A 20,026-nucleotide genomic window follows, 5' to 3' on the forward strand; every position below is an offset into this window, starting at 1 on the left:
TTGCAGCACCGGTGCGTCGTCCTTTCTCAAAGCCGATTCGACCCGTGCAATCCGGATCGGAGTCGGCTTTGAAAACGGCTCAAATTTTCCGCTTCACGGGAAGTAACACCCCGTATGAGTCTCATGAGTGAGACAACCACAAGCGCAGCGAAGAGGCTCATGGGACTCGATACGGTCAGGTTCAAAACCCCCTATATGGATCGCAACATCGTGGACAAGATCAAGGCTCAGGGCGAAAGCTATTGCCGCGTCGCGAACACCACTGGCGAAGTCGTGTGGGAAATCACCCGCACCAACCTGCAGGGCTCATTCGACTCTCGGATCATGGTCAAACCCATGTACGAAGACTGCGCCAAGTCCAAGAACGGCAAACCCGAATGGCACCCCAGCCCGCCCTACCTGGTCATTGAATGCTCGCTGCCAAAGGCCATGCACGGCCAGAACGCATACGGGGTCATTGAAGACCTGCAGGAAGCATCAGAACGCCTCCGGGAACTGTTGCAGCGCCTGCTCGATGTGCCACTGCCCCCCACCGCCAATTGGACGGTTCAGCGGGTGGACTGGGCCGAAAACTTCCAGTTGCCATATCAGGCGGTCCAAGAGTTCTTCGAGGGCATCTATCACGTGGCTTTCCCACGTCGCAAGATGCAGAAGTACAGCAATGAAGCCGTGTTCGTGCCTGGCACGACCACCACTGTGAAGCTGTACCACAAGGGCCCGGAATTCGAGAAGAACGACCGCAAGCGCCTCTACGTGGTTCAGCGGGGCATCTTTCAGCAGAACAAGCCACCCCATGAAGGGGCCGACTGGGCGCACCGTCAGGCATCCCGGCGTGTCGCAGCACTCCAACGCCTTGCGAACAACCGGCTTCGCGCCGAAGTGGAAATCCACGCGGAAAAGCTGGACTACGACTTCGGGCACAAGCCCAAGGTGAAAGAGATCACCACCGAGTACCTGCAGGCCGTGTTCGACAAAGAGATCCGGCGCCTACTCCGTGAGGGCAAAGAAGGCACCGCCATCGTCCGGTCAAGCCTGGCCGTGCGTGATCGCTTGGAAGCCTTCTATTCGCCCGAGCTGGCCGGCCTGCTGCATGGCTTTTGGCTGGGCCTTGCCACCCATGGCGAAGACGACATGAAGAAGCGAGGCACTCGCGCCACCTTCTACCGCCGCCGCAAACAACTTGTCGACGTGGGCGTTTCCTGGCTCGCAACAGACATGCAACTCATTGAGCGTCAGGGGCAAATGCTGCCTGCTGACTTCTCCCCAGTTCGTGCGAATCCGAGGCGCTGCACGTGCCCGGTGCGCGAAAGACCCGCGTTCGATTTCCAGCGCGGACTACTCCAACTGGCCGCATGAGGCCATCTCCGAAAGGAACCCAAACCATGAGCGAAACCGTCCTGATCCTGCGTTCTGACCGCTACGAATTCCCCAGCGAAAAGACCGGCGAAATCATCAAGGGGACAAATGTGTACTTCATCAGCGACGGCCAGGTCGAAACGCCAAATTCCATTGGCGAGAAGCCGATGAAGGTATCGACCACCGATGAGGTTTTCAGCGCCATCAAGCAGCACGGCGCACCAGGGATCTACGACATCACCACTCGCGTGAAGCCTGGAAAAGACGGCACCGCAACAGTCGTCCTCACAAAGGCCAAGTTCATTCAAGCCTTTGCACTGCCTCAGGCGGAATGAAAAAAGCGCTCAAGTGCTGTAACACCTGAGCGCATACCAAACCACAAAACCATCTCCGTGATTGGCGCTGACAGCTTACTCGATATGCCTGTCAGAGGCCAGAAATGAGGCCCCATGTTCCTTGCACCCAAACACACCTACGGTCCCAACCTGTTCGAAATCTTTGTCGGCGAGTTGGGTGGACCAAAGATCGTCAGCGTCTATCTCCATGTCTCGGAGAAAACCGTCAAGCGCTGGCTTCGTGAGGGCAATCCGCCGCGATCTGCTGTGCTGGCGTTGTTCTGGGAATCGAGCATTGGGCGCTCTCATATCTTCACTGACCAGGTGAACGAGATTCGCCATTTGTACAGGCGGCTGTGCCTGGTGGAAGAACAGTACATCCGCGCCAAAGACATTGTTGCAGGCCTTCGTCGCTTGCATGCCGGCTCAGCCAATGAAGCCATCTACACAGATCTCACTGAATTTTATGAACTGCCCTCGTCGCCTTACCGGCCGTCAAAGACCGCTCATCACGCCCCTGCTGAACTACTGCGCAACGATCAACCTGATGCGCGTTCGACAACGGATTCAACGTATCGACCCAACATTTCGACCGAAGTCCAAAAGGTTCGGCATGCGAAGCCGCCGAAGGTACGCGCGATGGTTCATTAATCGAGGATTTGGCAGTGGCATACGCTTCCTCCCTCACCAGCTCGCAGCACGCGCCGCGAAGCCCCCTCGATGAACCCAGCGGGGCGGCCTCAGCTATCAACGTGTTCAAGGGGGCGCAATGATCCTCCCTCGCTTCATTCGAGCCCATGTGGCCGCCTCGTATCTCGGCATGGATCGGAATCGTTTCAATGCTGATGTTCGCCCCACGCTGACCGAGATCCCCATCGGTGAACGGGGCATTGCATTCGACCGCCAGGAACTGGACGACTGGGCGGACTTTTACAAGGAATCCCGTGGGCGCCCTGGTCGCACCGGGAAAGGAAGATCAACATGCGAACCAGGACAAAAGGAATTCAGCTCTCCAGCGATGGAAGCCGAAGCATCGACAAGCAATACAGAGGCACCCGTATTTTTGAACGCCTCGGCCAGGTCTCCCAGGATGAGGCGGAAGCCTGGCTCAGGGGCAGACAAGCCGACATCGACACGCAACGGGAAAACGAACTTCGAAGCGGCGATCAACAGCTGTTCGCAGCTGCTGCGCAGAAGTACCTGATGGAGTGCATGCAAAAAGGCGTCCGCTCAATTGAGACCATCAGCTACCACGTCGAAATCCTGCTGCCTTTCATTGGCATGCTGAGGCTCATTGACGTGTGTAACGAGTCTCTTGAGGCGTTCAAGGATGCGAGGCTCCGAGAGGGTGCAAAGCCCTCAACAGTCAATCGCTCTCTGGAGGTGGTCCGCACGATCCTGAATCGTGCTGCCCGGGTCTGGCGCACTGGTGGTAGGCCCTGGCTCGGAAGCAGCCCACTGATCGAAATGTTGGATGAAAAGGAGACGAAACGACAGCCATACCCCATCACCTGGCAGCAGGAAAAAATGCTGACCATGGTGCTGCCATCACACCTCCGGGAGATGGTCACATTCGCACTCAATACCGGCGCCCGTGACGACAACATCTGCCGGCTGCAATGGTCCTGGGAAAGGAAGCTACCGGATCTTGAGCGCAGCGTTTTTGTGATCCCAGCCGAAGAGTTCAAAGGTAAGCGCCCTCACGTGCTGATCCTCAATGATGCGGCCTGGAATATCGTCGAAGCCTGCCGCGGTCGCCACAAGGATTTCGTATTCGTGTGGCGCCGCGAAAGGGTGAAGAACTTCGACCAGGCTCCAGCCATGGACTACCAACCAGTCGGGACCATGAACAACACGGCGTTTCAATCGGCCAGGAAGCTCGTCGGCCTGGAGCGAATGCGAGTTCACGACCTGCGCCACACCTTCGGTCAGCGTTTGCGTGATGCCGGGGTTCCTGCCGAAGATCGCGCCCTCTTGCTGGGCCATGCCATGGAAGGGATGCCGCAGCACTATGCAACGGCGACGATCGCCCGCCTGGTCGAAATGGCCAACAAGGTGACCCAGACCGAAGACAGGACAACCCTTCTGAGGGTGGTGAACGGGTAGAGAGGAAAAGGCGTGGCTGAAAAGTCACGCAAAAAGTCACGCAGAGATGCAAGGCTGAGTGAGACCTAGAAACGAAAAAGCCCTAGAACATCACTGTTCTAGGGCTTGTCGTTTGGTGCGGCTGGCAGGATTCGAACCCACGACCCCTTGGTTCGTAGCCAAGTACTCTATCCAACTGAGCTACAGCCGCTGAGCTTTGTATTCTAACCTGATTTTTTTGCGTGTTTTGCGAAGTTTGAAAAATTTTTTCTTACTTGCTTTGCATCGCGTTGCTTCAGGTCAGAAGCGCTTCGTTGTGCGAAGACCGCAATTATGCACCATTTTCAAGGCCCCTCGGGGAAACCCGCGATTTTTTTGCAATCGGTGTCGACGCTGGCCCGGTCGCTGAGGTTGCCAAGAATACTGTGGGCCCAAGGCCCGGAAAGTGCAGGAATTGGGCAAAATCAAGTTTCACATGGAGGTGGCGAAATGAGCCAGACAGGGAGCAGGCGATGGCAACGGTGACTTGCCGTGAATGTGGTACCACGTTCGCATCCGATGCGTTCGTATGCCCTCATTGCAAAGCCTGGCGTGGAGAAGCTGGCACCGGTGCACACCCCAGCAACGAGCCCTCCAACCGCATTCTTCAGACGGTGGCCATCGCCTTGATGGCCGCCACCCTGATGTGCACGGTCGGGCTGATGCTGCTTTGGAACTCAACCCCCCTGCCCTCGGCCCGCCCGCCAGAGACCAGCCGCCCCCCGGCCCAGGAGCTGGCCCGCGCCGACGCCACAGCCTCAGCCAAGACCGACGTCAACGGCGTCTCGACCTCACAGCCCGGCCCAGCCAATCGCCACCAGCCCTGATTGACCCAGAACCCATGTCCCCACGCTCTGCCCGCCACGACAAAAGCCCTGTCACCCGCCCCACCAGGACCTGGGTTCGCCAAGGGGTTGCCGCCTTGCTGGGAGGCTTGCTGTGCATGGGGGCCTGCGCCGAGTTCATTGACGGCGCCGAACTCAATCGATGGTCAGAGGCCTACGAGCGGCAGCGCCAAGGGCTTCAAAGCGCCAAGGACGGCCGCGACATCCTGATGTTCATGGGCTACGTCATGGGCGTCTGGGATTCGACCCTCGGTGAGCGCGATTTTCTGTGCACGCCCGACGACTTTGCGTCGATGCAGATGTACCAGATCGTGGCCAAACACGTGCGCGAGCACCCTGAAAAATGGGGCCTGCCGGCCGACTACCTGATCCGCGAAGCTGCCCTTCGCGCCTACCGCTGCAAAAACAAGAACTGACCTGGCTTCAGCGCGGCCCGGGCGCAGGGGAAGTGCCATCTGCGCCGTTGCCATCTGCGCCCTTGTCATCAGGCACTGTTGCCAGCGAGGCCAGCACACCACGGACCTGGTCCAGCACCTCGTCCGCCAGGGCCCGGTCGGACTTGAGCACACCCCGCGAAATGGCGGTCGCCCCGACGAAAGCCGCCACGAACACACTGGCCAGTGCAGACCGCTGGGCCGCATCCCCGGTGTCCGGCAGCACCGACTCCAGCCCGGTGCGGAACTCAACGAAGGCATCCGCAAAGCTCTGACTCAGCAGCTCACCCTGGCGTGCTGTTTCGCAGGCGGTGGCGATCAGGGGGCACCCGGCCTCCAGGTCGTCCCGGATGCGCGGGTTGAGGTAGACCTTGAGGTAGGTGTCCACACTGCGCTCCGCCCCAGGCCGCGGGGCATTGACCCGGTCGAAGCCACGTCGGAAGGCGTGGCTGAACGCCTGGGCCGCCAGGTCCTGCTTGTCCGCAAAGTGCTTGTACAGCGCCCCCGGCGTCAAGCCCGCCTCGCGGCTCACGTCGGCCACGCCAATGCCATCGATCCCGTGCTTCTTGAACAGCCTGCCGGCCGCGTCCAGCAAGGCCTGCCGGTTCTGCTGAGCCTGTTCCTTGGTCACTTTCATGGCTGGATACCTCGTTGACTTTTTTTGATTTCGACCATTATCATAAACGCCCACACAATCGACAACCCGAAGCCAGCCGCCTTCTTCGTCCAACGCCGGGCGAAGCGGCCCTTCACCCCCTAGGACGCCACAGCATGCTCGCACCCCGCCTGGCTTTGTATCTGAAACACCTGGGCATCCATTACGCCTGGGTGATCGCCGCCCTGACCTTTCTGGCCATGCTGGTCACCTCGGCGGCACTCGGGCTGCCCGGCGCCCTGATGCAGCCCCTGAGCCAGGAGTTTGGCTGGACCACCACCGAACTGTCGTCGGTCTTTGCCATCCGCTTTGCGCTGTATGGACTGCTGGGGCCTTTTGCTGCCATGGTGTTGATGCGCTATGGCGTGTCGCGCATGGTGGCCATTGCCGCAGCCGTGATTGCCAGCTCGTTGCTGCTGGGGGTGTTCATGCACAGCCTGGGGCAGGCCTTTGCGCTTTGGGGCCTGCTGCTGGGCGTGGGCACGGGCCTGACGGCCATGGTGCTGGGCGCCACGGTGGCCAACCGCTGGTTTGTTCAGCGCAAGGGCCTGGTGATGGGCCTGCTGGCCGGCAGCAGCGCCACCGGTCAGTTGGTTTTCCTGCCCCTGGTGGTCTGGCTCATCGAGCAATATGGCTGGCGCTGGGCCCTGGCCCCGGTGATCGCGGCTTCACTGCTGGTGTTCGTGATGATGCTGCTGTTCATGCGCGACCATCCGGCCGACCTGAACCTGAATGCCTACGGCGCCCCCGCGGGCGTGAACGTGCAGCCTGCCGCAGCCCGTGCGGACTGGGGCCTGCCCCTGCGCACACTGGCCAGCGCCGTCAAGGTGCCCTCATTCTGGGTTCTGGCAGCCAGCTTTTTCATCTGCGGGCTCAGCACCAACGGCCTGATCCAGACGCACTTCATCTCGCTGTGCGGCGACAACGGCCTGGGGCCGGTGCCGGCCGCCTCGGTGTTGTCGATGATGGGCTTGTTCGACCTGGTGGGCACCACCCTGTCGGGCTACCTGTCCGACCGCTATGACAGCCGCAAGCTGCTGTTCTGGTACTACGGACTGCGCGGCCTGTCGCTGTTCTGGCTGCCGTATTCAGAGTTCACCCTGGTCGGCCTGTCGATGTTTGCCGTGTTCTACGGACTCGACTGGATCGCCACGGTGCCCCCCACCGTGAAGCTGGCCGCCGCCGAGTTCGGCCCTGAGCGTGCCAGCATCGTCTTTGGCTGGGTGTTTGCGGCCCACCAACTGGGTGCTGCCACAGCCACCTATGGCGCCGGCCTGTCGCGCTCGGTGCTGGCCTCTTACACACCGGCCCTGTTCGTGGCAGGCGGGGCCTGCCTGATCGCCGCCCTGATCATCATGCGGCTGCAGCCCGCCGCCGTAAAAGCCAACGCCACCAGCCGCTGAAGAGCCGCCTGCGGCGGCCCGCCTCAAGCCGTGGCCGCCGGGGTGATGACGCCCAGCCCCCGCAGGCGCTCGATGGCCTCAGCATCAAAGCCGGCCTCGCGCAGCAAGGCTTCGTTGTGCTCCCCCATGGCGGGGGCCGCGCGGTGAGGCAGGGCCGTGCCCGCAACGCGGATCGGGTTGGCAACCATGCGGGCGCTGCGGCCATCGTTGTAACGAAAGTCCTCCACCCCAGCCCGCTCGTGGACAAAGGGGTTGTCCAGGGCCTGAGCCACATCGAACACCGGAGACACAGGGATCTTGCCGCTCAAGGCCTGCAACCAATCGGCCGTGTCACGGGTCATGAAAGCAGCGTCGAGCAACTCCGTGACCAGGCCCCGGTGCTGCAGGCGGACAGCGAACGTGGCCAGGCGAGGGTCATCGGCCCATTCGGGGTGGCCCAGTTCGGCCGCCAGCAAGGGCCAGAACTTTTCCTTGTTGCACATGACAAAAATCCAGCCATCGCGGGTTCGATAAAGCTGGCTGGGCACCAGACTGGGGTGGCCGCTGCGCTCGGTGCGCCCGGTCACCACCTGGGCGTTCAGGTACCAGGTACCCGGGTAATTGAGGTTGTGCAGAGCCACATCGAACAACGAGGTATCGATGTCCATGCCTTGCCCGCTGGCACGCGCCTTGACCACGCCGGCCAGCAGGCCGAAGGCGGCCGCCAGACCCGTCATGAGATCGACAATCGACAACCCGTAGCGCGCGGGCGGACCGTCAGGCTCGCCCGTCAGCGACAGATGCCCCGCCTCGGCCTGCATCAGATAGTCGTAGCCGGGCCAGGCCTGGCGTGACCCGCTGCGCCCATAGGCCGAAAGGTGTGCACATACCAGGCGAGGGTTGACCTCACGCAGTGCGTCGTACGTCAGCCCCAGCTTGCCAGGCAAATCGCCACGCAGGTTGTCCAGCAAGGCGTCGGCACCAGCGGCAAGGCGGCGCAGCACCGCCATGCCTTCGGGGTGCTTGAGGTCCAGCGTCAGGCTTTTCTTGTTGCGGTTGAAGGTCTGAAAAAAGTGGCTGTCGTCATCGCCAAAGAAATGGGGCCCGACATGCCGTCCCACATCACCACCATCGCGGTGGTTTTCGATCTTGATCACCTCCGCCCCAAGGTCGGCCAGGTAAGAGGTGCCAAAGGGGCCGGCGCCATATTGCTCCACAGCCAGCACACGCAGGCCCGCCAGCGGCAGCCGGCCATTTGTCTCTTGGGATGTTTCGGGCGAAGTCATGTTGAACGTCCTTTATTTGTACGGACAATTCTATAACCACGGCCTGACAAATAGCAAGTTTCAGAACGCGACCAAGCTCAACGGGACATCTCCATCCGGTAACTGAACCGATCACTGGGGTGGAGGTTGTCGGCCACCTCGATGAGTTCACCCTGGTCACTGTAGTAGCGGCGCACGATGCGCAAGGCCGGCGCACCCGCCGGACATTGCAGGCTGGCCGCATCGTCCGCACTCAACACCACACCCTGGATTTCCTGCTCCACGCGCTGGATGGTGACCTTGTAATCCCGCTCGATCAGGGCATAGACCGCCGTCTGGCGCCCCGCCAACCTGGCCTCGATGCCCTGCAGCATGGGGTTCAAAAAGATCCGGGTCAGACACAGGGGTCGCGCAGCGCCACCGCCCGCACTGGTCTCGTCATGGCGCAAGCCCACCGCCAGCACCCACTCTTGCCCCACCTCGGCCCCGAAGTCCTGCGCCTGCGTGCGCGTGAGCGGGATGCGCCCGATGTAGACGATGCGCAGCGTGGTGTCCTGGGCGTACTGGAACAAGTCTGGCAACGAGCGCACGTCGTGGCGGTAGCGGGCTTCGTCAGGCGGGGCGATCACCACCGTGCCAACGCGCTGACGCCGGGTGACCAGGCCTGCCGACGACAAAAGCCGGATCGCCGCCCGGGCCGTGAAGCGGCTGATGCCAAATTGCTCACACAACTCCAGCTCAGTGGGCAGGCGAGCGCCGACCGGATAGCGGCCGTCGGCAATGCCGCGCCGCAATTCGGCAGCCACACGCTGGTAGATGGGCTGCCCTGCAACAACCGGCTCAGCAGCCGGCTCGGCGGGCGCCTCATCCAGAGGGAGATCGTCTTCAGAGGGCGGGGGTGGGATGGAGCTCATGCCCCAAGTCTGCATCAGATTGCCGCCACGCCAAGGATTGACACCATACAAATGAGCGCGCAATAATGTCCGGACAATAAATCGATACAGAGAACTTCGATGCCTCCCGATTCAACCCATCCGAGACAAGCAGGAGCCTTCATGACCCCCCCCCCCGTCCGTGACGCGGCCGACGAACATGAATTTGTAGAGGCCGTGGAAGCCTGGGCCGCCAAAGAGCTCAAGCCCGTGGCCCGCCGCTACGACCAGGCCGACGAGTACCCCCACGAGATCGTGGAGCAGATGAAAGAGTTGGGCCTGTTCGGTGCCACCATCGGCGAGGCCTATGGTGGCCTGGGCCTGTCGGCCTGGACCTATGCCCAGATCGTGATCAAGGTCGCCTCCGTGTGGATGGCGCCGTCGGGCATCTTCAACTCGCACCTGATCATGGCCGCCGCCATCGAACGCCACGGCACCGAAGCCCAGAAGCAGGCCTACCTGCCCCGCATGGCCACCGGCGAGTACCGAGGCAGCATCGGCCTGACCGAACCCAACGCAGGCTCCGACCTGCAAGCCATCCGCACGGTGGCCCGGCGCGACGGCGACCATTACGTGGTCAATGGCAGCAAGACCTGGATCACCAACAGCATGCATGGCCACGGCACCCTGCTGCTGGTCAAGACCGACCCGCAGGCCCAACCCCGCCATCAGGGCATGAGCCTGCTGATCGCCGACAAAGGACCAGGCTTCAATGTGGTGGGCAAGCTCAAGAAGATGGGCTATCGCGCCATCGACACCTGCGAGCTGACCTTCGACAACTACCGCGTGCCCGCGGGGCAACTGGTGGGCGGCGTCGAGGGCAAAGGCTTTGCACAGACCGCCGGTGGCCTGGAGCTGGGGCGGATCAACGTCGGCGCCCGCGGGGCCGGCATTGCCGAAGGCGCCTTGCGCCACGCCTTGCGCTACGTGCAGGAGCGCGAGGCCTTTGGCAAGCCGATCTGGCAGCACCAGGCCCTGCAACTCAAACTGGCCGACATGGTGACCCAGGTGGAGGGTGCCAAGCTGCTGCTGCAGCAGGCTGCCACCAAATACGACCGCGGTGAACGCTGCGACCTGGAGGCAGCCATGGCCAAGCTGGCGGGCTCGGAAGCGGGCGCCGAATGCGCTCAACAGGCCATGCGCATCTTTGGCGGATACAGCTATTCGGTCGAGTACGAGATCGAGCGCTATTACCGCGACGCCATGCTGATGTGCATCGGCGAAGGCACCAACGAGATCCTGCGCCAGGTGATCGCCAAACAACTGATCGAGCGCCACCGCATCTGAGTCACTCCCCGAATCTGCCCCAACCTCCCCAGGAGACAAAACCATGCAATCCGCGATTGAAATCAGCCCCCAGCGTTTCCGGGCCTCCTACGGCCGCTACTTCGAAGACTTTGAAGTGGGACACACCTACGAACACCGCCCGGGCCGCACCATCACCGACAACGACAACATCCAGTTCTCGCTGATGACCATGAATGCCCACCCCATGCACTGCGATGCCAACTTTGCTGCCAAAAGTGAATTTGGCCGCCTGCTGGTCAACAGCGGTCTGTCACTGGCCGTGGTGCTGGGCATGACGGTGAACGACGTCAGCGCCAAGGCGATCGCCAACCTGGGCTGGAAAGAAATCCGCCTGACCGCACCGGTATTCGGTGGCGACACCCTCTATGCCGAGTCGGAGGTGCTGGAAAAGCGCGCCTCCAAAAGCCGCCCCAACCAGGGCATCGTCACCACCCGCACCCGTGGGTTCAACCAGGACGGCGTGATGGTGATGGAGTTCATCCGCATGTCGCTGATCCCCATGCGTGGCCACGGCGTGGGCGACTGAGCGCGCGCGCCCACCCACCCGCCTGCACCTGCACTTCAAAACAAGACGGAGACAACACCATGAGCCTCTGGCGCAAACCCCTGGTCGCCCTGCTGCTGAGCAGCTGGGCCTGCCTGGCCCTGGCCACCTACCCCGACAAGCCGATCCGCCTGGTGGTCGGCTTCCCACCCGGCCAGGCCACGGACATCGTGGCCAGGGCCGCCGCCCGCAAGCTGCAGGAAGCCCTGGGCCAGGCCGTGATCGTGGACAACAAGCCCGGGGCTGCCGGCATCATCGGCTCGGAGCTGGTGGCCAAGGCCGCACCAGACGGCTACACCCTGGTCGTGGGCTCCAGCGGCACCATGGCCATCAACCCCAGCCTGTACTCCAAGCTGCCCTACCAGCCCCTGAAAGACTTCGAGCCGGTCAGCCTGCTCTCGGTGGTGCCGCTGTTCCTGGCGGTCAGCCCCGGGTTTCCGGCCAAGACGGCGGCTGAACTGGTGCAGATGGCCAAGGCCACGCCCGGCAAGATCAACTACGGCTCGGGCGGCAGTGGGGTGACCAGTCACCTGACCATGGAGTTGCTCAAGAACGCGCAGGGCATCGACCTGACCCATGTGCCCTACAAAGGCAGCCCGGCCGCGGTGACAGACCTGATCGGCGGTCAGGTCAACGCCATGATCGACACCGGCCCGGCCCTGCTGCCCCACATGCGCAGCGGCAAGCTGCGCGTGCTGGCCGTGGCCAGCGAAAAGCGAAACCCGGCTGCGCCCGACGTGCCCACCATGGCCGAAGCCGGCCTGGGCAACTTCGTGGCGCCCGCCTGGGTTGGCCTGGCAGCGCCCAAAGGCACCCCCAAGGAAGTGATCGACATCCTGTACAAAGCCCTGCAGACCCACTGGCGCGACGCACCGGACGTGCGCGAACAACTCAATGGGCAAGGGGCCGAACCGGCCGTGATGACGCCAGCCGAGTTCCGCAAGTACATCCAGTCAGAAATCGAGAAATGGGGCCTGGCCGTGAAGCTGTCGGGCGCCCGTGTGGATTGAGCAGGGACCACCGGCCATGACCTCTGAAACCCGCTCTCCCCGTGCCCGGCTGTCCAGGCAACTGGCCGACTTTGCCGTCGGCCTGGCGCTGGAACAGGTGCCGCCTGACGTGCAGGAACAGGCCAAGCACCTGATGCTCGACGCGCTGGGCATCGGCCTGGCCTGCACCCAATGGGACTTTGCCAACACCACCCTGGCGGGCCTGCGCGAGCTGGCCGGCCCCGGTGGCGACGTGCCTGTGATCGGTTGCGCACAAAACCTGCCGCTGCGTGACGCCGTGATCATGAACGCCTTGCTGATCCACGGCCTGGACTACGACGACACCCACCCGGCCGGCGTGATCCACGCCACCACCTCGGTGCTGCCCGCCGTAATGGGTCTGGGCCACCGCCTGGGCAGCAGCGGCGCCGAGCTGCTGCAGGCCTATGTGCTGGGCATGGAGACCGCCACCCGGATCGGTGCGGCCGCCAAAAGCGGCTTTCACCAGGTGGGTTTCCATCCGACCGGCCTGGTCGGCACCTTCGGCTGTACCTTGGCGGCAGCCCGCCTGCTGGGCCTGAACGCGGACCAGATGGTGGACGCCCAGGGCATTGCCTTGTCGCTGGCCTCAGGCAGCCTGGAGTGCCTGGAGGACGGCGCCTGGACCAAACGCCTGCACCCCGGCTGGGGGGCCGCGAGTGGCATCACCGCCGCCACCCTGGGCCGGCATGGCTTTGTCGGGCCCGGCGCTGCCTACGAGGGGCGCTTTGGTCTGTACGCCAGCCACCTCGGCCCTGACCTGCTGGCCAAAGCCGATTTATCGATGGTCTGCGCCGACCTGGGGCGGGTCTGGGAGGTGATGCAGGTGGCCATCAAGCCCGTGCCCGCCTGCCACTTCACCCACGCCTTCGCCGACGCCGCCAGCGTGCTGTCGCGGCAATGGGATGGCAGCCCCATCCGCCGCATCGTGGCCCGGGTGCCCAGCGGGGCCATGAAGGCCGTGTGCGAGCCCATCGACAAAAAGCTGCGACCGGCCAATGCCTACGACGCCCAGTTCAGCGTGCCCTACTCAGTGGCCACCGGTCTTCGCTTGGGTCGCTTCACCCTCGATGCACTCGACCCGGCAGCCTATCAAGACCCCGAAACCCTCGCTCTGGCGGCGCTGGTGGAATGTCAGAGTGACCCGACGGCCGACTTTCCGCGCTACTTTGGCGGCGAGGTGATCCTGGAGCTGGCCGATGGCCGCACCCTGCGCCACCACGAACCCATCAACCGTGGCGCGGCCGGGCGCCCGATCAGCCATGCCGACATCGTGGCCAAGTTCCATGACAACGCAGCCCGCGCGGTCAGCCGCCAGCAGGCCGATCAGCTGCAGGACCTGGTGCTGAACATTGAGCAGGTCTCGGTTGCGGAGCTCACCCGCTGCCTTGGCCAGCCCGCGAAGGGCCGGTCTACGTGAGGCCCCACCCCAGCCATCCGCCCGGGCCCTGGCTCAGCCTGGCCATCACGCTGGCCGTTCAGGCCCTGGTTTCCATGGCCTTGCTGACCCTGCCGGTCATGGCACCGGTCGCGGCCCAGGCGCTCGGGGTGTCGCCCTCTCTGGTGGGCGTCTACGTGGCCCTGGTGTATGCCGGCGCCATGGCCGCCAGCCTGGCTGCCGGGGCTGGCGTGGCCCGGCTGGGCGCCATCCGGGTCAGCCAATGGGGCCTGCTGCTGTGCGCCGCCGGCCTGGCCCTGTGCGCCCTGCCCTCCCTTTGGGCCTGCGCGGCAGGCGCCGTGCTCATTGGCCTGGGCTATGGCCCCATCACCCCAGCCAGCTCCCACCTGCTGAGCCGCACCACCCCGGCGCACCGGATGTCGGTGGTGTTTTCGATCAAGCAGACCGGCGTGCCCCTGGGCGGCATGCTGGCTGGCGCGCTGATCCCCAGCCTGATGCTGGCTTTTGGCTGGCAGCCCAGCCTGTTGTTGTCGGCCTTGGCCTGCCTGCTGTGCATGGCCGCCGCCCAACCCCTGCGCACCGCCCTGGACGCCGACCGACAACCCGAGCGCCCTCTGGCCCTGGGCCACCTGGGCCAGCCCATCCGGCTGGTCTTGTCGCAGCCGGGCCTGCGCCTGTTGGCGGGTTGCTCCTTCGTGTTCTCGATCGCGCAGCTCTCGCTCACCACCTACCTGGTCACGTTTCTGAGCCAGCAACTGAACTACAGCCTGGTGGCTGCGGGGCTGCTGCTGTCGGTGGCCCAATGCGGCGGCGTGGCAGGTCGCATTCTGTGGGGCTGGTTGGCCGATCGGGGCTTGGGGGCGCGCCGCATGCTGGCCGTGCTGGGGGCTGTGATGGCCTTGAGCGCCGCACTGACAGCCCTGCTGCCGGCAGGCACACCGTCATGGCTGGTGGGCTGCCTGCTGGCCATCTTCGGGGCCTCGGCCATTGGCTGGAACGGCGTCTACCTGGCCGAGGTGGCCAGGCAGGCCCCACCGGGCCTGGCCAGCGTGGCCACGGGGGGCACCCTGGCCTTCACCTTTCTGGGCGTGGTCCTGGGGCCGCCCGTGTTTGGCGCACTCTCCAGCATGGCTGGCAGCTACAGCGCAGGTTACCTGGGCCTGGCTCTGCTGACCGCCGGCTGTTGCCTGACCCTGACCCGATACCGCCCGCTAGCCCCTGAGCAGAACAAGACGACCACCCAACGCCAGGTTTGACCCTCGCGTCAAAGGAACCCCACCCATGCTGGAACGAAGCTACCTGTTTGTCCCGGGCGACCGCCCGGAGCGCTTTGGCAAGGCCCTGGCCAGCGGCGCGCACGCCGTGATCCTGGATCTGGAAGATGCCGTACAGCCCGAACGCAAGCCCGAGGCTCGTGAAGCCATCCGTCACTGGCTGCACAGCACGGGCGGAGGGTCCGTCTGGGTGCGTGTGAACCCCCAGGGCTCATCCTGGCACGATGAGGATCTGGGGCTGCTGCAGGCCCCGCGTGTGCGCGGACTGATGCTGCCCAAGGCGCAGGACGCCGCCGCCCTGCAATCCCTGGCCCGGCGGCTGCAGCCCGGACAGCAGCTGATCCCCCTGGTGGAAACCGTGACAGGCTGGTTCGAAGCCGAAGCCCTGGCCCGCTGCCCACAGGTGCACCGACTGGCCTTTGGTTCGGTGGACTTCATGGCCGACTCGGGCATTCAGGGCGACGCCGAGGAAATGGACGCCGTGCGCACGCCTCTCGTCCTGGTCTCGCGCCGGGCCAACATCCAGCCCCCCATCGATGGCGTGTCGCTGGCGATTGACGATGCCACGCAACTCAGCGCCGACACCGCCCGCTCGCGGCGCTTCGGCTTTGGCGCCAAGCTGTGCATCCACCCCAAGCAGGTGGCGGTGGTGAACCATGGCTTTCTGCCCAGCCCCCAGCAGATCGGCTGGGCCCGCCGCGTGGTACAGGCCCTGGCCAGCAGCCCCTCAGGGGCCGTGAGCGTGGACGGCAAGCTGGTCGACAAACCCGTGGAGTTGCTGGCGCGCGCCATCCTGGCCGAAGCCCCCCCGGACAGCGCAGGCTGAAGCGCCCGGGCAAAAGGGGGCGACGGGCGCGATAACCAGAAGAACTCACGCCCGCCAACCCAGCATCTTTTCAGAAGGACCGCGTGTCTCAAGAATCCGCCCACTTGCGGGAGACAAGCGCTCGATGATCGGGCGCCCAAGCAAGCCAACGGAGAACACGTCAGCGCCCCCCCCAACCGGGTGCGGGCTGCCACGTGATGCCGGTCACCACAACATCTGAAGAGACAAACATGACCCAGCCCATCCCATTGCGCACCTTCACCGGTACCTTGACCAGCACCCTGGCCGGCACCGTCGCGGCCCTCTCGGCCGCCGGCCTCATGACTGCCTGCGGCGGTGGAGGCGGCATCGTCTCAGGCGCGTACGACAGCCAACTGGCCTTCGACAAGACCAAATACACGACGATCACCGTCACACTCGACGGCGTGAGCACGCCCGTGCGCTGGTACCGTGAGGTCTGCTACGTCGGCAAGCCGATGCAACTGGCCCCCACCCAATCCGCCGGCGCGGTGGACAACCAGACCTGCGGCTACCAGAACATGAACATCTTCGTGCGCGAGGTCGACGCAGCGCGGCAGGACAACGCCATCGTGCTGAACGTGAACAACGCTGGCTGGCTGGCCAGCTACCAGGGGGGCAAGGGCGGCTGGAACGGCTCCGACGCCATCACCAGCAGCAACTACAGCGGCGCCGACATCGTCAACGGCGGCAGCTATGTCAGTACCAGCGACACCGACAAAAAGGGCGCCGCCCTCGCCCGCGGTTTTGTCTACATCAACATGGCCTCGCGCAGCCGGGGGGCTGTGGCCCCTGCGGGCGTCTACACCGATGGCATCTACCAAGGCAAGGCACCGGCCGCCATCGTGGATGCCAAGGCTGCCGTGCGCTACCTGCACCTGAACGACAGCCTGATGCCGGGCAATGCCAGCCGCATCGTGGTGAACGGCACCAGCGGTGGCGGCGCGCAAAGCACCCAGTTGGCAGCCACCGGTGACAGCGCCGACTACCTGCCATATCTGAAAGCCGTCGGCGCCGCCGGCATCGACGTCAACGGCAACAGCACCGCCCTCAGCGACAAGGTCTATGCGGTCGTGGCCTACTGCCCCATCCAGGACATGGGCAGCGCCGACCTGGCCTACGAGTGGATGTTCAACGTACTCAACACCCGCAGCCTGGTCTCGACAGACCAGAAGGCCGGGCTGATCGTCGATGCCAGCGGCAACGAACTGGTTCGCGCCTCCAATCCCGACCCGGCTGGCAGCGCCAGCCTGATGAACAAGTTCGTGGCCTACCAGACCAGCCTGGGCCTGAAGAACGACGACGGCAGCGCACTCACCGCCGACAACATGTTGGCCGCCCTGCAAAGCGAGATCCAGAAAGCCGCCAGCAACTACGTGAAATCGGGCAAGGCCATCGTCGCTTACAACGCCACCGGCAGCGCCGCCGCCAACGGCGTGGCCGGCGGCAGCGGCACCCTGAGCTACAAGAACGACTTCATCAACGTGGACACCAGCGGCACGGTCACCTTCTTCAACATGTCGAACTACCTGAAGTTCGTGGCCAAGCAAGCCCGCCTCAAGGCCGTGCCCGCCTTCGACCAACTGGGACAAACCCCAGCCCTGGCCGCCACCGCGACCAGCGACACCACCAAGGCAGGCGCCACCGTCTACGGTAACTACAGCGGCGGCGAATCCAACCTGTTCGGCACGGCTTCCCAGGTGTACTCCAACTTCACCGAGTACGCCTGGAACAACAACAACGGCGGCGACACCATCAACGCTGCGCAAAGCGATGTGGGCCTGAAGAACACCGGCTACACCTGGGCCAACAACCCCCAGCAAGCCTACCTGCTGAACCAGTACAAGCTGATCAACGCCCTGGCCTATGTCGGCAAAACCGATGGCATCACCCCCCACTGGCGCATCCGCGTGGGTGCGCGTGACCGTGACACCTCCTTCACCGTGGCCTACAACCTCAGCCGCGCCCTGAAGGCCGACACCAAGGTCAAGGATGTGGACTACGCCCTGTTCTGGGACCAGGGCCATGCCGGCAACTACGACGTGCAGGACGCCTTCAACTGGATCGACCAGCGGCTGGCTGCCGGCAACTGAGGCGGGGCTGAGAGGCCCGTTGCATCAGGCTCCTCCCAAGGCGGCAGTGAATAGGTGCGCAGCCTGCAAGGCGACCAACGAGCAACTACCGCTGCACCGACTTGGGGATCCCGAACTGCTGTCACCGCTGAGCGTGACAGAGGTACTGGTTCCCGGACAATTGCCAGACAGGTCATCGACAGGGGCGGACGCCCTGGGAAGCTGACGCGATGCCTTAAAAGGCCAGGCGCAAGCGCCCAGGCCTTTGCGTCGTCTTCAGCCGGGGTGCTTGGGTGGGGCAATCTTGTTAATGCTGCTCCAATGTTCTGCAAGCAGGCCGTCCTTCACCCGGAAGGTGTCGACGATGAAATAGTCATAGAACTCGCCCGGGCGTTCCGGGTCGGGCTGCGGCAGTGCACCACCGATCGCGACGATATCGTCTTCGGCCACGATAAACACCGGCTTGTTGAGCAGGTCGGGTTGCACCGGCAGCGGTGGTCGACCACCTGCCACGCGGGCAACGAACTGCTCCAGCCCTGCACGGCCTTGCGGCATGTGGCGGCAATGCTGGAGATAGTCCTCCCGCACAAAATCTTTCACCGCAGCGGGATTGAGTGCGTCAAAGACGTGCCGGTACAGGTCGATCACGAGCTGCTTGTTCTTCTGCGCGCGCTCGAAGCGCACTTGTGCGTCGGGTATGTCGTTCATGGGTTAGGGTCTTTCAGTGGGAAGATCAGAAAATCTTGTCGCCAGGCATGCGGGAGAGGCCGGACACCACACCGAAATCGATCACCAGCATCAAGCTGGTCATGAAGCCGTTGCGGATCCGTTCGGTGGTGGCGGGGATCAGCGCATTGGGGTTCTTCAGGTACTGGACGCTGCCTTCCAGGAACACGCCCGGCATGAGGCCGACACGGCCGTGCACGTCGAGTAGAAACATGTTGCGGGGAACCCGTTCGTCCACGACGGGCACCGCGCCGCCAGTCATCATGTTCATGGCGGTGGTGTAGCCCTTGCGGGTTTGTTGTTCGAACAAGGCGCGCTGCTCACTCAGGCGGATGAAGCGCAGCGTGGACCCGATCATGGCCAGCGGATTGCTGGGCGCAAAACCGCTCCACTCCGTGCCCACATAGGCCTCCAAGGGATATTTCTCTCCTGCGCCCGGGCTCAAGACCACGCCACCGTAGGCGGCCAGGTTTTCCGGTACGCCGGGGCTGCCACCGCGCCAGTACACCTTGCGCCCTTGGACATAGCCGCCTGATCGACCGTTGTGCTGCAATGGTGTGCCGGCGCTGTTCTCAGCTTGAGAGCTGCCGTCGGTGTTGTACAGCGCGTCGCTGTAGCTTGATGTGGAATGGAACAGCCCCGTCTCGAGCTTGTACGGGAGCGGCGTGTCCTCGAAGCCACGCCGCTGCGTGTAGTTCAACACGGCAATCGTGCCGATGGACGAGCTGTGACCCCAGTTCCAACCGGAGGTCTTCTGCCACTTGTCCGGGTTGTCTTCAAGGACCCCCAGCCCGATGGTGCGGTACGGGTCGAGCGCATAGCGGGCTGTGGCACCCCACACCGACTTGGAGATGCCAGGCTGGTTGAGCACGGTGGCCTGCGCGCTCAGGATGCAGCCGCTGCACATGTTGCCGACCATGAACTCCCTCGTCAGGTTCATGCGCCCGAATTCCAGCTTCAGCCGATCATCCAGTGTCCGGTGGCTCACGGTGAAGTTGGCCAGGTCGGTTGCCTTATTGAGCACCGGGAACGGTGTAAATGCGGAGCCGGTCTGGAACAGGTACTGGTCGGTGTTGCTTGAAGGCCGGTGCACCACCTGGGTGATGTTCAGCTCGGTCGAAGAAAGCCCGGCAATTTTCTCGAGGTCGAGGCCGACGCTGAACATCAGCTCGCCATAGTTGGCCGACTTGCCCCGCGAGATGCCTGTGGAGGGGTTGCGGAAGTTGGCGTTGATCAAGGTGAGCCCGGGACTCACGCCGCTCTCGCGCAGTCGGTTGCCCAGAACCGTGAGCGGGCCTGGGGGCAATGGCGGCATCGGTGCGACCGGCACGACCATGCTGCCCAATGCCTCGCTGCCCAGCGCAGCTCCTGACTCTTGGGGGCCGCGCACAACGAATTCAGGTGCCTGCGGTTTCGATGCGTCTATGGACTGCGCCACGGCCTGGAGGGCCAGTGAGGCTAAGCCGCCGACCAGGAGGGTGAACAAAATGAGCTTTTTCATGG

At 63.7% G+C, this 20,026-nt stretch carries 19 protein-coding genes and 1 tRNA gene; 14 read left to right on the forward strand and 6 right to left on the reverse strand.

What is annotated here, in order from left to right; genetic code table 11:
* Positions 1-159 precede the first annotated feature (159 nt).
* The 4 genes from AC3WUT_RS11175 (at position 160) to AC3WUT_RS11190 (ending at position 3,797) form a co-directional block, all read left to right on the forward strand.
* A complete protein-coding gene (locus tag AC3WUT_RS11175; protein WP_492347149.1) occupies positions 160-1,356 on the forward strand; it encodes a phage/plasmid replication protein, II/X family in 1,197 nt (398 codons plus the stop codon).
* A 26-nt stretch (positions 1,357-1,382) separates the two neighbouring features.
* Positions 1,383-1,691 (forward strand): hypothetical protein, encoded by a 309-nt coding sequence (locus AC3WUT_RS11180; RefSeq protein WP_492347150.1) that lies wholly within the window; start codon positions 1,383-1,385, stop codon positions 1,689-1,691.
* Positions 1,692-1,805: 114 nt separating this feature from the next.
* Positions 1,806-2,342, forward strand: a complete 537-nt coding sequence (locus tag AC3WUT_RS11185; RefSeq protein ID WP_492347151.1) for a hypothetical protein — start codon at positions 1,806-1,808, stop codon at positions 2,340-2,342.
* Positions 2,343-2,672: 330 nt separating this feature from the next.
* A complete protein-coding gene (locus AC3WUT_RS11190) occupies positions 2,673-3,797 on the forward strand; it encodes a tyrosine-type recombinase/integrase (RefSeq protein WP_492347152.1) in 1,125 nt (374 codons plus the stop codon).
* Positions 3,798-3,910: 113 nt separating this feature from the next.
* On the opposite strand, the gene AC3WUT_RS11195 is transcribed toward AC3WUT_RS11190, so the two are convergent.
* Positions 3,911-3,987: transfer RNA gene (locus tag AC3WUT_RS11195), tRNA-Arg, on the reverse strand.
* 301 nt (positions 3,988-4,288) lie between these two features.
* Here AC3WUT_RS11195 and AC3WUT_RS11200 point away from each other — a divergent pair.
* Positions 4,289-4,642 carry a hypothetical protein gene (locus tag AC3WUT_RS11200; protein ID WP_492347153.1) on the forward strand — a complete coding sequence of 118 codons (354 nt, stop codon included), beginning with the start codon at positions 4,289-4,291 and terminating at the stop codon, positions 4,640-4,642.
* 14 nt (positions 4,643-4,656) lie between these two features.
* The gene (locus AC3WUT_RS11205) at positions 4,657-5,076 is read left to right on the forward strand and encodes a Rap1a/Tai family immunity protein (RefSeq protein ID WP_492347154.1); all 420 of its coding nucleotides are present in this window, start codon (positions 4,657-4,659) and stop codon (positions 5,074-5,076) included.
* A gap of 7 nt (positions 5,077-5,083) precedes the next feature.
* Here the strand turns inward: AC3WUT_RS11205 and AC3WUT_RS11210 are convergent, their stop codons facing one another.
* Entirely contained in the window at positions 5,084-5,731 is a 648-nt protein-coding gene (locus AC3WUT_RS11210) for a TetR/AcrR family transcriptional regulator (RefSeq protein WP_492347155.1), read from the reverse strand.
* Positions 5,732-5,865: 134 nt separating this feature from the next.
* On the opposite strand from AC3WUT_RS11210, the gene AC3WUT_RS11215 reads away from it, so the two are divergent.
* Positions 5,866-7,152, forward strand: coding sequence for an MFS transporter (locus AC3WUT_RS11215; RefSeq protein ID WP_492347156.1), 1,287 nt, complete (start codon positions 5,866-5,868; stop codon positions 7,150-7,152).
* 23 nt (positions 7,153-7,175) lie between these two features.
* Here AC3WUT_RS11215 and AC3WUT_RS11220 read toward each other — a convergent pair whose 3' ends face one another.
* Together AC3WUT_RS11220 and AC3WUT_RS11225 are read right to left on the reverse strand one after the other, a co-directional pair.
* Positions 7,176-8,417 (reverse strand): CaiB/BaiF CoA transferase family protein, encoded by a 1,242-nt coding sequence (locus AC3WUT_RS11220; protein ID WP_492347157.1) that lies wholly within the window; start codon positions 8,415-8,417, stop codon positions 7,176-7,178.
* A gap of 77 nt (positions 8,418-8,494) precedes the next feature.
* Positions 8,495-9,310, reverse strand: coding sequence for a GntR family transcriptional regulator (locus AC3WUT_RS11225; RefSeq protein ID WP_492347158.1), 816 nt, complete (start codon positions 9,308-9,310; stop codon positions 8,495-8,497).
* A 141-nt stretch (positions 9,311-9,451) separates the two neighbouring features.
* On the opposite strand from AC3WUT_RS11225, the gene AC3WUT_RS11230 reads away from it, so the two are divergent.
* From AC3WUT_RS11230 to AC3WUT_RS11260, 7 genes are all read left to right on the forward strand, one after another.
* Complete coding sequence (locus AC3WUT_RS11230) at positions 9,452-10,615, forward strand: acyl-CoA dehydrogenase family protein (protein WP_492347159.1); 1,164 nt, start codon at positions 9,452-9,454, stop codon at positions 10,613-10,615.
* A 43-nt stretch (positions 10,616-10,658) separates the two neighbouring features.
* Positions 10,659-11,162 (forward strand): MaoC family dehydratase, encoded by a 504-nt coding sequence (locus tag AC3WUT_RS11235; RefSeq protein WP_492347160.1) that lies wholly within the window; start codon positions 10,659-10,661, stop codon positions 11,160-11,162.
* Between the two features lie 59 nt (positions 11,163-11,221).
* A complete protein-coding gene (locus tag AC3WUT_RS11240; protein ID WP_492347161.1) occupies positions 11,222-12,190 on the forward strand; it encodes a Bug family tripartite tricarboxylate transporter substrate binding protein in 969 nt (322 codons plus the stop codon).
* Positions 12,191-12,206: 16 nt separating this feature from the next.
* Positions 12,207-13,628, forward strand: coding sequence for an MmgE/PrpD family protein (locus AC3WUT_RS11245; RefSeq protein WP_492347162.1), 1,422 nt, complete (start codon positions 12,207-12,209; stop codon positions 13,626-13,628).
* Positions 13,625-14,863 (forward strand): MFS transporter, encoded by a 1,239-nt coding sequence (locus AC3WUT_RS11250; RefSeq protein WP_492347163.1) that lies wholly within the window; start codon positions 13,625-13,627, stop codon positions 14,861-14,863. The genes AC3WUT_RS11245 and AC3WUT_RS11250 overlap by 4 nt, the downstream gene beginning before the upstream one ends.
* A gap of 25 nt (positions 14,864-14,888) precedes the next feature.
* Entirely contained in the window at positions 14,889-15,707 is an 819-nt protein-coding gene (locus AC3WUT_RS11255) for an HpcH/HpaI aldolase/citrate lyase family protein (RefSeq protein ID WP_492347164.1), read from the forward strand.
* 230 nt (positions 15,708-15,937) lie between these two features.
* On the forward strand, positions 15,938-17,818 hold the full coding sequence (locus tag AC3WUT_RS11260) for a subtype B tannase (protein ID WP_492347165.1): 1,881 nt from the start codon (positions 15,938-15,940) through the stop codon (positions 17,816-17,818).
* A gap of 255 nt (positions 17,819-18,073) precedes the next feature.
* Here AC3WUT_RS11260 and AC3WUT_RS11265 read toward each other — a convergent pair whose 3' ends face one another.
* Entirely contained in the window at positions 18,074-18,505 is a 432-nt protein-coding gene (locus tag AC3WUT_RS11265; RefSeq protein WP_492347166.1) for a nuclear transport factor 2 family protein, read from the reverse strand.
* A 25-nt stretch (positions 18,506-18,530) separates the two neighbouring features.
* Positions 18,531-20,024 carry a carbohydrate porin gene (locus AC3WUT_RS11270; RefSeq protein WP_492347167.1) on the reverse strand — a complete coding sequence of 498 codons (1,494 nt, stop codon included), beginning with the start codon at positions 20,022-20,024 and terminating at the stop codon, positions 18,531-18,533.
* Positions 20,025-20,026: the final 2 nt, after the last annotated feature.

The organism is Curvibacter sp. EU05-FHT14A10, assembly GCF_058791075.1.

What these genes read in the sequence shown, in the direction of transcription:
- AC3WUT_RS11220 (WP_492347157.1), bottom strand. Translation starts at nt 8,417, where the DNA reads ATGACTTCGCCCGAAACATCCCAAGAGACAAATGGCCGGCTGCCGCTG.
- AC3WUT_RS11215 (WP_492347156.1), top strand. Translation starts at nt 5,866, where the DNA reads ATGCTCGCACCCCGCCTGGCTTTGTATCTGAAACACCTGGGCATCCAT.
- AC3WUT_RS11210 (WP_492347155.1), bottom strand. Translation starts at nt 5,731, where the DNA reads ATGAAAGTGACCAAGGAACAGGCTCAGCAGAACCGGCAGGCCTTGCTG.
- AC3WUT_RS11200 (WP_492347153.1), top strand. Translation starts at nt 4,289, where the DNA reads ATGGCAACGGTGACTTGCCGTGAATGTGGTACCACGTTCGCATCCGAT.
- AC3WUT_RS11225 (WP_492347158.1), bottom strand. Translation starts at nt 9,310, where the DNA reads ATGAGCTCCATCCCACCCCCGCCCTCTGAAGACGATCTCCCTCTGGAT.
- AC3WUT_RS11235 (WP_492347160.1), top strand. Translation starts at nt 10,659, where the DNA reads ATGCAATCCGCGATTGAAATCAGCCCCCAGCGTTTCCGGGCCTCCTAC.
- AC3WUT_RS11240 (WP_492347161.1), top strand. Translation starts at nt 11,222, where the DNA reads ATGAGCCTCTGGCGCAAACCCCTGGTCGCCCTGCTGCTGAGCAGCTGG.
- AC3WUT_RS11190 (WP_492347152.1), top strand. Translation starts at nt 2,673, where the DNA reads ATGCGAACCAGGACAAAAGGAATTCAGCTCTCCAGCGATGGAAGCCGA.
- AC3WUT_RS11260 (WP_492347165.1), top strand. Translation starts at nt 15,938, where the DNA reads ATGACCCAGCCCATCCCATTGCGCACCTTCACCGGTACCTTGACCAGC.
- AC3WUT_RS11185 (WP_492347151.1), top strand. Translation starts at nt 1,806, where the DNA reads ATGTTCCTTGCACCCAAACACACCTACGGTCCCAACCTGTTCGAAATC.
- AC3WUT_RS11175 (WP_492347149.1), top strand. Translation starts at nt 160, where the DNA reads ATGGGACTCGATACGGTCAGGTTCAAAACCCCCTATATGGATCGCAAC.
- AC3WUT_RS11255 (WP_492347164.1), top strand. Translation starts at nt 14,889, where the DNA reads ATGCTGGAACGAAGCTACCTGTTTGTCCCGGGCGACCGCCCGGAGCGC.
- AC3WUT_RS11180 (WP_492347150.1), top strand. Translation starts at nt 1,383, where the DNA reads ATGAGCGAAACCGTCCTGATCCTGCGTTCTGACCGCTACGAATTCCCC.
- AC3WUT_RS11265 (WP_492347166.1), bottom strand. Translation starts at nt 18,505, where the DNA reads ATGAACGACATACCCGACGCACAAGTGCGCTTCGAGCGCGCGCAGAAG.
- AC3WUT_RS11205 (WP_492347154.1), top strand. Translation starts at nt 4,657, where the DNA reads ATGTCCCCACGCTCTGCCCGCCACGACAAAAGCCCTGTCACCCGCCCC.
- AC3WUT_RS11270 (WP_492347167.1), bottom strand. Translation starts at nt 20,024, where the DNA reads ATGAAAAAGCTCATTTTGTTCACCCTCCTGGTCGGCGGCTTAGCCTCA.
- AC3WUT_RS11245 (WP_492347162.1), top strand. Translation starts at nt 12,207, where the DNA reads ATGACCTCTGAAACCCGCTCTCCCCGTGCCCGGCTGTCCAGGCAACTG.
- AC3WUT_RS11230 (WP_492347159.1), top strand. Translation starts at nt 9,452, where the DNA reads ATGACCCCCCCCCCCGTCCGTGACGCGGCCGACGAACATGAATTTGTA.